This is a genomic window from Tenacibaculum geojense (assembly GCF_042676005.1).
GTDB classification, from domain to species: domain Bacteria; phylum Bacteroidota; class Bacteroidia; order Flavobacteriales; family Flavobacteriaceae; genus Polaribacter; species Polaribacter geojense.
Window position 1 is genome coordinate 27,577 of sequence record NZ_JBHTJR010000030.1, and the last position, 12,844, is coordinate 40,420.

Genomic DNA, 12,844 nt, shown 5'->3' on the forward strand with positions numbered 1-12,844 from the left:
TTATAACTTTGGAATATAATGACTATTGTCAAATTCTCTTCTTAATTCATTAAATTGGTTCGAGATACTAGCATCATATTGCTTATCTCCTACACGTAAAATAAATCCTCCAATAATGTCTGGATTTACAACGTTTTCTATAGTTGCGCTATTTCCAGTAATTTCAACAATTTTTTGTTGAATTTTAGCTTCTAAATCACTTGTTAAAGCAACAGCAGTTGTTACCGTAGCAACTTGCATGTTTTTATAGTAGTCAAATATAACACTATATTGCTTAGCTATTGGCTCTAACATTATTACTCGTTTATTTTCAACTAATAAATTGAATAAACCTTTGGTAATATTATTCACTTTATCGCCAAATATTGCAACTAAAACATTTTTTTTGTCAGTAGCTTTAATTACTGGACTTTTTAGCATTGCATCTAAATCGTCACTATCAGCAATAGTTGCAGCAATCAACTTCATGTTGTCATTAACTTCTGCATCTACACCTTGTTCTTTAGCAAGGTTTAAAATTGCTTTTGCGTAACGTAATGCTGGTCTAGCTTCTTTCATTTTGTAAAATTAGTTTAACGTTACGTCTTCTAACATTCCTTCTACAAGCTTAATTTGATCATCTTGTGAAGCTAATTCTTTTTTAACAACAGATTGTGCTATACCTATTGATAATTCTGCTACATTTTTCTTTAATTCTGCAACAGCTGCTTGTTGTTCTTGCTTAATAGTTGCTTTTGCATTCTCTATCATAGTAGCAGCTTGCTCTTCTGCTTCTGATTTTGCATCAGCAATAATCTTATCTTTAATTTCGCGAGCTTCTTTCATCATTGCATCTCTTTCTTCTCTCGCTTCTTTTAATAATCTTTCGTTGTCAGCTTGTAGGTTTTGCATTTCTTTACGTGCGTTGTCAGCTGCATCTAATGCATTTTGAATTCCTTCTTCACGTTCTGAAATTGCATTTAAAATTGGTTTCCAAGCAAACTTTGATAATAAAACTATCAAAATAATTAAGACTACTGTGATCATTACAAATAGTCCAATTGAAAAATCATTAATTATTCCCATCTTCTATATTTTTTCTTGTTTAATTTACTTTTAAAACATTTCCTGTAACCAACCGTTACAGGAATATGTTCTTTTTTTTATCGGAATTATGCACCTAAGATTAAAGCACCAAATGCTAAACCTTCTAATAATGCTCCGATGATAATCATTGCTGTTTGGATTTTACCAGCAGCTTCAGGTTGACGAGCGATAGCTTCCATTGCACTACCACCGATTTTACCTAATCCTAATCCTCCTCCGATTACGATTAAACCTGCTCCAACTAAATTTGGGATTGTCATAATAATTGATTTATATAATTAAACAAATTCTTATTCTTAAATAATTGCGTTATCTTCGAAACCATGTCCTTCTGCATCATGCGCGTGATCATGATCGTGCTCTTCAACAGCCATACCTATGAATAATGAAGATAACATTGTGAAAATAAACGCTTGTAAAAAAGCTACTAAAACTTCTATTAAAGAGATGAATAACGTAAGTAATAAAGATACGCTAAAACCTCCTGCTGTACCTAAAACTTCTCTTGCTGTATATGCTACTGCTACTAACCCCATAACAACTGCGTGACCTGCTGTAATGTTAGCAAATAAACGAATTAATAAAGAGAAAGGTTTAGTTAACATACCTAAAACTTCGATAGGGGCTAATATAATTTTCATTGGTACTGGTACACCTGGCATCCAGAAAATATGTTTCCAATAATCTTTATTACCACTAAACTGTACAATAAAGAATGTAAATAAAGCTAAACAAACTGTAACAGTTATTTGACCAGTTACGTTAAAGCCTAATGGAGTTAAACCTAGTAAATTTAAAATCCAAATAAAGAAGAATACTGTTAACAAGAACCCCATAAATTTACGGTAGTGCTTTTCACCAATATTAGGCCTAGCTATTTCATCTCTAACATATAAAACTAATGGCTCTAAAAAACGACCAATACCAGTAGGGATAGCTCCTTTTTTATAACTTTTAGCTAAAGAACCAAATCCTAAAAACATCAAAAGTCCAGCAAGTAAAACACCTACAATACTTTTTGTGATAGAAAAATCGATTACTTTGTGTGCATTGGTAGCATGATGTTCTTCGTCAAAAGAAACTTCGGTAGCACCGTTATCTAATTCGTAAATTTTACTATGGATTTTAGCTAATTTTACCCCGCCTTTTTCAACGATTACATGACCGTCATCATTGTGATGGAATTCAGACGACATAAACCCTGTTAAACCTTTACTTGTCCATACAATAACTGGTAAAGGGAAACCAACATGAACTCTTTCATTTTGGCTGTTAGTGTAAGAAAATAAATTAAAATCGTGAGAGTCTGCTAAGTGATGCTTTTTATAAGCTTCAATTTCTTTTTTAGTGTTAACTCTTCCTCCATCATTGTCAGAATTGTTACTGTCTCCTCCCGCAGTTATTGATAAAGAACTTAATACTAAAACTGCTGTTGCTAAAACTTTGATAGTTTTTTTTGCTATCATCATACTTTAATTAATGTGATTTCTCGCCTGTAAAATTTCGTGCAAAGGTACACATTTAATTAAAAATTCAAATGGTTTTTTAATTTACTTTTGGCTTTTAGCTCTTTTTATTGAATTGTTTGTTATTCAGGATGTTTACAACAGCAGCTGTTTCAGTTATTAAAAATAAGAAAAGAGGAATAATAATCACACTTTTATCTGCTCCTGTAAGTTTTGTTTCTGAAAATATTTGATTTTGAAATATCAACACAAATACTCCTAACTTAATCATGGTTAAGGCGAGGTATAAATAACCTGTTTCGTTAGGTAAAATTGTAAGTACTAATTCTACTAAAATATAAACTATTAAACATGCAATAGCATGAAAAATATACATGTATAATGGATTAAAATTAGTGATTATGTTATTATTGGTTAGTATAAAATTGTGTGAAAAATAACCTATAAAAAAAAGCAACATTACTGTTGCTACAAATATGGTGATACGTTTAGTCATCATTATTAGTTAATTTAGTAACCTGTCTAATCACAGAATACATTGCTAAAAATACGGCGGCTAAAGTACAAATTTTAGTGTTTAATTCATCAGCGTTTACAAAAGTTACATCTAACCATTTACCTAGTATGCTACCTAGGTAAATGGTTATGCCCATTTGTATTGCAATTCCGCTAAACTGAATGTACTTGTTAAGCGGTTTTTTCTTTTGCTTTTGGGGCATTTGTATCTTTACCTAATTCTTTAACGGCTCCTTTCATATTACATGTTGCATTGAAAGAGGCACCAGGTTCTGTTGATATTTGACCAACATTTACATTTCCTGTTATGTTAGCTGTTGATTTAGCTGTTAATGTATTGGCTACATTAAATTCACCAGAAAAACGACCTTCAACATCTGCATTACTACATTCTACAGCACCATTAATAAAACCATTTTCTCCAATAATAACTCTACCGTCAGTTTTAAGGGTTCCTTCTAAAGTTCCATCAATTCTAAAGTCTCCTTCAGAAATTAAGTCACCTGTAATTTTAGTACCTTTTCCAATTACGTTTCTACTGGTTGATTTTCTTTCAACTGCTACTTCTTTTTTGTTTTTGCTGAACATGGGGATTCTATTTTAAAAGTTTAATAATCTCTTCTGCTTTCTCTCCTTCTTCTCTATTAGCAAACTTAAAAGCTACAAACTCTAATGATTTTTTATATTCCTCTTTAGATTTGTATTTGCCTATGGCTAAGGCTTTAAGTAATGCAAATTTAGCAATTAAATCAGAATTTACAATACTAGAATTGTAGTTATTTATCTGATTTACAGTTTCTTCGTATTTTTTAGCTTTATAAAGGTAATAAAACTCTTTGTATTTTTTTTGTACCTCACTAATTTCTTCATTTTCATTTAGTTTATCATTAGGGTTCTTAATGATTTTAGCAAATTGTGAGTTTGGATAATTCGTGATTATGTAATTTTTATTCTCCTCAGCTTTTTCTTCATTATCATTATTTTTATAAACCTGATATAAATGATAATGAATCGGTAAGTCTAATTGTTTATTCTTATTTAGCGTTAATAAACGATCTAAATTTTTTAGAGCTTCAGGATAATTAGTAAACTGCTCTTTATAAATAAGTCCTAATTTATACAAAGCATCAGCTCTATCTTCTTTAAGTTTTTCTATTTCTTTTGCATTTGTTGGTATGGTAGCTAAGTAGGTTTCTACCTTATATCTACTCTGATTTTCTTCTGTATTAACAATTGACTCTTCTGTTTCTTTTGCCGAAGCTTTATCTGAGTTTCTCCAATTATCTTCTAAGGCTCTATTTCCCCAAATACGTTCAAATTCAGCTTCTCCAAAGGCTTTTGATTGTGTATTGTAAAAATACCATTTACCCTTGTTTTTATTAGTATTGAAAGATAGACCACCTCCAAATTGACTTCCGAAGTTTTGAGAATTTAAAAGTTGTTGTCTTCTTTCTTCATCTTCTTTTTTAATTTTTTCAATATACTCTTCAAAATAAGATGTCTGTTCTTCTTTTGACATAGACACTAGGTTAAGGATGCTATCATTTTCTTTAATTAAACTTTCATAAGCTCTTAATGATGTTAATCCTTTGTTTTTTCTTTTTATTCTTCGGATTCTTTTTTCGTTTTCAAATTCTTCCGAAGTAATATTTAAAACACTATCATAGTAAGTACCTGCTAACACATAGTTTTGTTTATTAAAATATAAGTTACCTAAACCTTCGTAACTATATGTTTTTTGATAGTTGTTTTTGCTAGTTTCTAATGATTTTTCATAGTATTGAATAGCTTTTTCGGTATTTCCTCTATCTCTGTATAAGTTTCCTAATTGATAAAATAATTGATCGTAATATGCTCTATTATCTATGTTTTTAATTAGTTTTCTAAATTTACTAATCAATAATACATCGGTAGAATCTTTTTTGGCATTTTTAGCTAACTCAATAGATGCATGAACTTTATAATTATTTGGAGCTTTTTTGTGTGATGCTAATTTTTGAAAAACCATTCTTGCAGAATCTTTTCTATCTAACTCACTATAAATTTGACCTAATATGAACATATTTCTGGCAGATTGCTCTTTGTTAACAAAGGTTTGTGACCCTTTAGTTAAATGCTCAATAACTTTTTGAATGGTATCTGTTTTTTCATAGGCCATTGCCATGGCAGTATGAGCTTGTTCTTTAATCCTGTCAGATAGTACAGCTTCGTTTTCTTCGTTTTCTAATAAAAACTTTAAAGATTCTATGGCTAAGCCTTCATTTTCAATTCTAACATTGGTTTTAGCACGCCAAATTTTGGTTTCTGCTATTAAACTTGCGTTTGGATAATTAGCAATGATGTAATTAAAAGCTTCTAAGGCAGGTATAAAACGTTGTGTGTAATATCTTGATTTACCTAGCAAAAGATATGCATCATCTATTTGACTATTTTTTTCATAGCCATTAATGTTCATTGAATGCTTTTGAATGGCTTTAACAGCTTTTTCTTCTGCTCTATCAAATGGAGTTTCTGGTTTTTTATCTTGATTTTTATTAAAATTAGAACCAGGATTGTTGAATTTAGGAGCAGCAACTTTTCTGTCATCAAATGAGATTGGCTCAATTGATAATCTTTTGTAAAAATTATCTTGATAATTGTTATTAATGTCATTCAAACCTTTCTCAAAGGCTTGTTCACCATTAAACAGCACATTAAATTTTGTAGTTAAAGCGTGGAAATTACGGCTTACAACCGTGTTTTTTTGTGTGCTACAAGAAAGTGTTACGCCTATAACACCTGCATATGCAATTATTTGAGAAAGTTTTTTCATAAAAAATACGCTCTAAAATACAACTATCTTTTATGTAAGATATTGCATGTTAGAGCGTAAAAATAGGAATAAAAACGTAAATTTTGGTTTATGCCGAAAAATAGCTTTCTAATTCCTTTAAAGTTTCTGGTGATGTTTGAATGTCTTTTACCAAATTGCCTTTTTCTAAAACAACAATTCGCTCACAAACTTCTGTAACATGGCTTAAATCATGACTTGATACTAAAACAGTAACATCTTTCTCATTTGTAAGGTTTTTAATTAAGTTTTTTAACCGAATTTGTGTGGTTGGATCTAAGTTTGCAAAAGGCTCATCTAAAATTACTACTTGTGGGTTTCCCATCATTGCAGCTACAATTCCAACCTTTTTTTGATTTCCTTTACTCAAATCACGCAGGTATTTCTTTTTACCAAGAATTTCATCGTTAAAAAACTCTTCAAATTGCTTTAAAAAAGATTGTATATCAGCTTTATTCATGCCGCGTAATTCACCTACAAAGTCAAAATATTCTTGAGGTGTTAAGTATCCAATTAAAAAAGTTTCGTCAATAAAAGAACCCGTAAAAGTTTTCCATTGCTCACTTTCGTTTACTGTAACATTATGGTTAGATATTGATCCAGATGTTGGTCTTATTAAATCTAATAATATATTAAAAAATGTAGTTTTACCAGCACCGTTATTTCCAACTAAACCTAATGATTGTCCTTTAGGAATATCTAAATTTTGAATATTTAAAACTTCAGTTGATCCGTATTTTTTTGAAATATTTTTAGCTTGTATCATAGTATTGTTATGGTTAGTTATTTTTGATTAAATGCATGAATTGTAGCATACTTATCTGTAATATATTTTTTCTCAATAAAATTCATGATTGGTTTTTTAAGTAATAAACTTATAATTCCAACCGATGCAATAGCAATTATTCCTGCATTAAAACTTACATAGGTATTAAAAATCCAAAATAAAAACATGGGTATTCCCATAATTGGTATGATAATTAAAAATTGTGTGGCACTAATTCCTTGAGTATTACCAAAACCACTTGCGTTTAAATCAATTCTTTTTCTATTGAAAGAACCTGCAAAAAGTAAAAACAAGGTGTTGAATCCAATATTGAAGATCGCTCCTGCGGTAATCATTAAAAATTTATCGACTCCATAATATAAGTAAGGAATACTTAAAATGTACAAACCAAATGTTACCACTACCATTAAAAGCCATTTACTTTCTAAAAACTTTCGGTAGCTTAAATTTTGAGTCATTAGCATTCTATAATGAGCACTATCCCATGCAGGGATAAACTGTCCATAATTAAGTGCAAAACCACCTGTTACAAATAGCGAAGCAAAAATTAAAAAAGCGGGCATTTTTTCTTCATATGTCTTATTTGAGAAAAATATGACACCATAGAATAGGAACAAAAAAGACATTAAAAATACTGTTTTAGATCTTTTATTTCTCCAAATTTGTCTAATATCATTTTTGATAAATACAGCTAATGGTCCGATTTTATCTAAAAAACTTAAATCAGCTGTTGCAGCTTCTTTAGACTTTTGATTAACAGCATCATCTAAATATAATTTTGCACTTAGTTGTTTGTAATTTAAAAAATAGCACAATGCTAATATTATAGCAGGTACTATAACGGCAAAAGAATTGTTATACAATCCGTTAAATAATAATGAGCTTACATTTTTAAAATTTATAATATTAAAATACTGTAAAACATACATAGACACTAATGACGTTGCTAAAACCCAAAAGGCCGTATTATTTTTGTTTATTAAAAAGTTTAAAAAATTAATTCCTAAACCAATAAGTATAAAGCCAAATAACCAGTTTAAAACATTTATAACCTCATAATTTTGATTAATTAATACAATTGCAAATGGAATAAAAAAGAATAAGCTTAAAATATTAAAGAAAGAGAACATTGATTTTACCAATACAAAGTTGATAATTTTACTTTTTTTAATAGGAAGCAATAACAATGGTTTGATATTAATAACGGGCAGTTTTTGCAACATATACCTAAATATTAGATCTCCTAATATGTAAAATAGCAAAAATGAGTTTATAATTTTTAAAGGGTCTTGATCCGGAAATTGTTTTTTTAGTATAAAGAATCCTCCAAAACCAATTCCTAAAAAAATAACGATAAAATACAAAGCAAAGAAGCCAAGAATAATGTTAACCGCAATACTTTTTTGCCAGAACATTGAACGAAAAAATTGCTTTTTTTCTAAACTTAAAAAATGTTTAATCATAGAATTTAAAATTAGTTGATATTTATTAGTAACTAATTTTAAGTTTATGTTACAAAAAAAGCATCAAATTATAATTTGATGCTTTTAATTTATTAGTTGTTTACGGTTATTTTATTTTTAAAGATTTACCAATAGCTTCTAGTTCGAAAATAAAATCTCTTTTATTTACCGATGGTGCATAAGTAAACCCTTCCACTACTATCAACCTGTTATTAGCTTTATCAATAACCGTATAATTAATGAACGGACCCGCCATAAAATCATTTTTTACTTCCCATTTACCTCTTGTTTCATAAGCTTTTTTACCGTCTATTTCTGTAGGATATGTAAATGGAGTATAAGCAGCTTCTGTAATCATATACATTCCCTCTTTGCTACCAGGAATATGTTTTTTTCCAATAGTATCTCTAATGGCTGTAATGTTATCTTCAACTGTAGATTCATCCTCTAAAGGAACACTGTATACTAATATGTTATTAGTACCATCACCACGAGCAATTCCGCTTTTTAAATGTTGACGAAGCCATAAAAAATCTCCTTTATCATCAACTACATTAAATCTTTTAGGAATGGTTAAACTAATACCTAGGTTTTTTAATGTTTTTAATGATGATTCATCTAATGCTTCTCGTTTAAATATTTGTTGTATAAAAGCAATATCTTCATCTTTAAAAAGTTTAATAATTTCTTTACCTCTATTTTTAATTAAATTGATTAACCCATCCTCATCTTTGGCTGTAGCTGTAACAATAATTTGAGGTTCTGCATATTTATTTCTCGTAACGCTTATTTCTTCTTTTTCACCCGTTGTTACTATTAATATAGCTTTAAGGTTACGCATAAAGTTTTTATAACCTGAAGGGTCAATTTGTGTAACAGATAACAGTGTTTCTGGTTGAGGTAATCCTACTTGGTGTTCACCAAAAACAGTTCTTATTTCATCACCTGGTTTGCCTTCCCATTGAAGTGTTTTCATTACCACTAAAATTTCGTTAGTGTTACCAGATGCGGTAGGTAAAATATAGTCGTTTTCTTTTTTACCTTCATCACAACTGATAAAAAGAAACGTAAGCGTAAGTATGGTTAATAGTTTTTTCATGATAGTTTTTTATGATTGGTGCTATGAAATTAACAAATATTATGCCTTTTTTTATAATCTTTTAGGATATATATATAAACGCTGCCCAATTTTTAATGCTGTACTTCGCATGTTGTTCCATCGTTTAATATCTTTTACACGAACTCCAAATTTATTTGCAATTTTACCTAAATAGTCACCATTTTTAACTTTATACCTAATTCTTTTATCCATTTCAAAATATTTAGGTAAGGGTTTTTCTCTTAAAGAATCTTGATATTGTGCTAAGGCATAAATCTCTTTCTCTTTATCTAGAAAAGTTAATACTTTATTTCTTGGAAGCCGTATAGAAAACTTTTTCTTGGTTACATATGGAATAACTTCCATTTTATAAGCTGGATTTAAAAATGATAATATTTCTTCATTTACACCTGTCTTTTCTGATATCTGTTCAAAACTTATTGTCCTTTTAACATGCACAGTATCAGTTTGAAAATTAAAAATATCTGGAGCTACAGGATAAATTCCGAGTTCATCTGCATATTTAAAAATATACATTGTAGCATAAAATGCTGGGACATAACCAGCTGTTTCTGTTGGTAAAAAAGGCCTAATATTCCAATAGTTTCTGTGTCCTCCAGACCTTTTTATGGCTTTTAATACGTTTCCTGGGCCAGAATTATAAGCGGCTAATGCTAAATCCCAATCATCAAAAATATCATGTAATAATGTTAAGTATTTACATGCGGCAATTGTTGATTTAACTGGATCTTGACGTTCATCTACATAAGAGTTTACAGCTAACTTAAATTGCTTACCTGTTCCATACATAAATTGCCATAAACCAGTTGCTCCTACTCTTGATTTAGCTCTAGGGTCTAGTGTAGACTCTACAATGGCTAAATACTTCATTTCAAGTGGTATGTTGTATTGATCTAAATATTGCTCAAACATTGGAAAAAAATACTGAGCTCTTGCCATTAATGATGGATAGTATTTCTTCCTATACTTAAGGTAACTATTAATGACCTTTTCTAAAGCTGGATTATAGTTTAACTGAAATGGAGTAGTGGTATTAATTTCAGCCAATCTTTTTTTAAGTAGATCTTTAGAAACAATAGTTTCTACCTCTTCAACAATATCTTTATCATTAATTACATATTGAGTATTATCATACAAAGGTGAGTTGAATTTAGCTTCTACTAATAAACTATCCATCAACTTTAAATCATCAATTGTATATAAATCTTCTTTTTTAACTGTAGCATCAGTTTTATCAGTAATATTATTTGCTTCAATATTATTGATATTATGAATCTGTAGTGAATCTAATGGATTTTGAGCTATTGCTATGTGTGCAGTTACTAAAGTAATTAAATAAAAGAATTGTTTTTTGTACATAAAAAAGAGTAATGCTAATGTTTATAATGATAATTCAACTGCAATTGGACAATGGTCTGAATGTTTTGCTTCAGGTAATATATAAGCCCTAGATATGTTTTCTTTTAAAGGTTCAGATACCATTGCATAGTCTAAACGCCAACCTTTATTATTAGCTCTGGCATTTGCTCTGTAACTCCACCAAGAATATTCTTCTCTTTCAGGGTTTAGATGTCTAAAACTATCTATGAAACCACTGTTAATAAATTTACTTAACCATTCACGTTCTTCAGGTAAAAAACCAGAGACTCCTTTCATTTTTGGGTTATGAATATCTATTTCTTCATGACAAATATTATAATCACCACAAATTATTAAGTTAGGCACAGTTTTTCTTAATTCTGAAGCATAGGTTAATATTTCATCCATGTAGTTAAATTTATATCCTAACCTTGCATCATTAGTTCCAGATGGTAAGTACATACTCATAACAGAAACATCATCAAAATCTACTCTTAAATTTCTACCCTCAAAATCCATAGATTCTATACCCGTTCCGTATTCTACATGATTGGGTTTTTGTTTGCAAAAAATAGCAACACCAGAATATCCTTTTTTTTCTGCTGAAAACCAATAATGATGAGGATAACCAGCATTTTCAAAATCTGATAAATTTAACTGTTCTTTTTGGGCTTTGGTTTCTTGAATACAAATTACATCTGGATTTGCTGCTTCTAACCACTCTAAAAACCCTTTTTTTATGGCAGCTCTAATACCGTTTACGTTATAAGATATTATTTTCATTGACTTTATTTAAATACAAAAGACGTAAAGTATAAACTTTACGCCTTTTATGATGTTTATATATTGTTAAATTGCCATTTCAGGCACTTCTCCATTTATAATTAGAGTTCCTTCTGTAGCTTCTTGAATTTCTTCAATAGAAACTCCTGGAGCTCTTTCTAGTAAATGAAAAGCATTATCTTTTATTTCTAAAACAGCTAAATTGGTAACTATTTTAGTAACACATCCAACACCAGTTAATGGTAGTGAGCATTTTTTTAATAGTTTAGATTCGCCTCTTTTGTTGGTATGCATCATGGCAACAATAATATTATCTGCAGAAGCAACCAAATCCATTGCTCCACCCATACCTTTAACCATTTTACCAGGTATTTTCCAGTTAGCAATATCTCCATTTTCGGCAACTTCCATAGCTCCCAAAATAGTAAGGTGTACATGTTTACCTCTAATCATAGAGAAACTAGTAGCAGAATCAAAAAAACTAGCACCTGGTAGTGTAGTAATTGTTTGTTTACCTGCATTAATAATATCCGCATCTTCGTCTCCTTCAAAAGGAAATGGTCCCATACCTAAAACACCATTTTCACTTTGAAATTCAACTTCAATATCTTCGCGAACAAAGTTTGCAACAAGAGTTGGAATACCAATTCCAAGGTTTACATAGTAGCCGTTTTTTACTTCTTGAGCAATACGTTTTGCAATTCCGTTTTTATCTAAAGCCATGGTTAGTTTCTTTTTCTTACTGTTCTTTGTTCTATTCTTTTCTCGTAATTTTTACCTTGAAAAATTCGTTGTACAAAAATACCTGGAATATGAATTTCATTAGGGTTCAACTCTCCAGCAGGAACTAGTTCTTCAACTTCTGCTACAGTAATTGTAGAAGCTCCACACATACAAGGATTAAAGTTACGAGCAGTACCTTTAAATATTAAATTACCAGCGGTATCACCTTTCCATGCTTTTACAAATGAAAAATCTGATTTAAAAGCTGGTTCCAATACATACATTTTACCATCAAATTCTCGAGTTTCTTTACCTTCAGCCACTTCTGTACCATATCCTGCTGGGGTATAAAAAGCAGGAAAACCAGCTTGTGCTGCTCTACATTTTTCAGCTAAAGTACCTTGAGGTGTTAACTCTACATCAAGCTCACCTGATAACATTTGACGTTCAAACTCATCATTTTCTCCAACATATGAAGAAATCATTTTTTTAATCTGTTTATTTTGAAGTAAAAAACCCAATCCAAAATCATCAACTCCAGCATTGTTTGATATACAGGTTAAATCATTCACTTCTAAATGCACAAGTTCTGTAATGGCATTCTCAGGAATACCACATAAACCAAAACCGCCAAGCATAAGCGTCATACCGCTTTTTACTCCCTCAAGTGCTTCGGTTACATTGTTTACTTTTTTATTTATCATGGTTTAG

At 30.1% G+C, this 12,844-nt stretch carries 15 protein-coding genes; all 15 read right to left on the reverse strand.

The window, feature by feature from the left end; all coding sequences use genetic code 11:
• Positions 1-558: an ATP synthase F1 subunit delta gene (gene atpH / locus ACFQ1U_RS05585; protein ID WP_386106187.1), complete on the reverse strand. Its 558-nt coding sequence runs from the start codon at positions 556-558 to the stop codon at positions 1-3.
• A gap of 9 nt (positions 559-567) precedes the next feature.
• On the reverse strand, positions 568-1,065 hold the full coding sequence (locus tag ACFQ1U_RS05590; RefSeq protein WP_386106189.1) for a F0F1 ATP synthase subunit B: 498 nt from the start codon (positions 1,063-1,065) through the stop codon (positions 568-570).
• An 86-nt stretch (positions 1,066-1,151) separates the two neighbouring features.
• On the reverse strand, positions 1,152-1,346 hold the full coding sequence (locus ACFQ1U_RS05595) for an ATP synthase subunit C (protein WP_010181760.1): 195 nt from the start codon (positions 1,344-1,346) through the stop codon (positions 1,152-1,154).
• A gap of 36 nt (positions 1,347-1,382) precedes the next feature.
• Entirely contained in the window at positions 1,383-2,555 is a 1,173-nt protein-coding gene (gene atpB, locus ACFQ1U_RS05600) for a F0F1 ATP synthase subunit A (RefSeq protein ID WP_386106192.1), read from the reverse strand.
• Positions 2,556-2,649: 94 nt separating this feature from the next.
• Positions 2,650-3,051: a DUF6168 family protein gene (locus ACFQ1U_RS05605; protein ID WP_386106194.1), complete on the reverse strand. Its 402-nt coding sequence runs from the start codon at positions 3,049-3,051 to the stop codon at positions 2,650-2,652.
• Entirely contained in the window at positions 3,041-3,271 is a 231-nt protein-coding gene (locus ACFQ1U_RS05610) for an AtpZ/AtpI family protein (RefSeq protein WP_386106196.1), read from the reverse strand. The genes ACFQ1U_RS05605 and ACFQ1U_RS05610 overlap by 11 nt, the downstream gene beginning before the upstream one ends.
• Positions 3,240-3,656: a bactofilin family protein gene (locus tag ACFQ1U_RS05615; RefSeq protein ID WP_386106198.1), complete on the reverse strand. Its 417-nt coding sequence runs from the start codon at positions 3,654-3,656 to the stop codon at positions 3,240-3,242. Before ACFQ1U_RS05615 ends, ACFQ1U_RS05610 begins: the two co-directional genes overlap by 32 nt.
• A gap of 7 nt (positions 3,657-3,663) precedes the next feature.
• Positions 3,664-5,880, reverse strand: a complete 2,217-nt coding sequence (gene porW, locus ACFQ1U_RS05620) for a type IX secretion system periplasmic lipoprotein PorW/SprE (RefSeq protein ID WP_386106200.1) — start codon at positions 5,878-5,880, stop codon at positions 3,664-3,666.
• 88 nt (positions 5,881-5,968) lie between these two features.
• Complete coding sequence (locus tag ACFQ1U_RS05625; RefSeq protein WP_386106202.1) at positions 5,969-6,664, reverse strand: ABC transporter ATP-binding protein; 696 nt, start codon at positions 6,662-6,664, stop codon at positions 5,969-5,971.
• 17 nt (positions 6,665-6,681) lie between these two features.
• On the reverse strand, positions 6,682-8,148 hold the full coding sequence (locus tag ACFQ1U_RS05630) for a DUF5687 family protein (protein WP_386106204.1): 1,467 nt from the start codon (positions 8,146-8,148) through the stop codon (positions 6,682-6,684).
• A gap of 106 nt (positions 8,149-8,254) precedes the next feature.
• Positions 8,255-9,247: a DUF4837 family protein gene (locus tag ACFQ1U_RS05635; protein WP_386106206.1), complete on the reverse strand. Its 993-nt coding sequence runs from the start codon at positions 9,245-9,247 to the stop codon at positions 8,255-8,257.
• A gap of 51 nt (positions 9,248-9,298) precedes the next feature.
• Positions 9,299-10,627 (reverse strand): lytic transglycosylase domain-containing protein, encoded by a 1,329-nt coding sequence (locus tag ACFQ1U_RS05640; protein WP_386106208.1) that lies wholly within the window; start codon positions 10,625-10,627, stop codon positions 9,299-9,301.
• A 21-nt stretch (positions 10,628-10,648) separates the two neighbouring features.
• A complete protein-coding gene (locus tag ACFQ1U_RS05645) occupies positions 10,649-11,410 on the reverse strand; it encodes an exodeoxyribonuclease III (protein ID WP_386106210.1) in 762 nt (253 codons plus the stop codon).
• Positions 11,411-11,476: 66 nt separating this feature from the next.
• Entirely contained in the window at positions 11,477-12,133 is a 657-nt protein-coding gene (locus ACFQ1U_RS05650; RefSeq protein ID WP_386106212.1) for a 3-oxoacid CoA-transferase subunit B, read from the reverse strand.
• Between the two features lie 2 nt (positions 12,134-12,135).
• Positions 12,136-12,837, reverse strand: a complete 702-nt coding sequence (locus ACFQ1U_RS05655; protein WP_386106214.1) for a CoA transferase subunit A — start codon at positions 12,835-12,837, stop codon at positions 12,136-12,138.
• Positions 12,838-12,844: the final 7 nt, after the last annotated feature.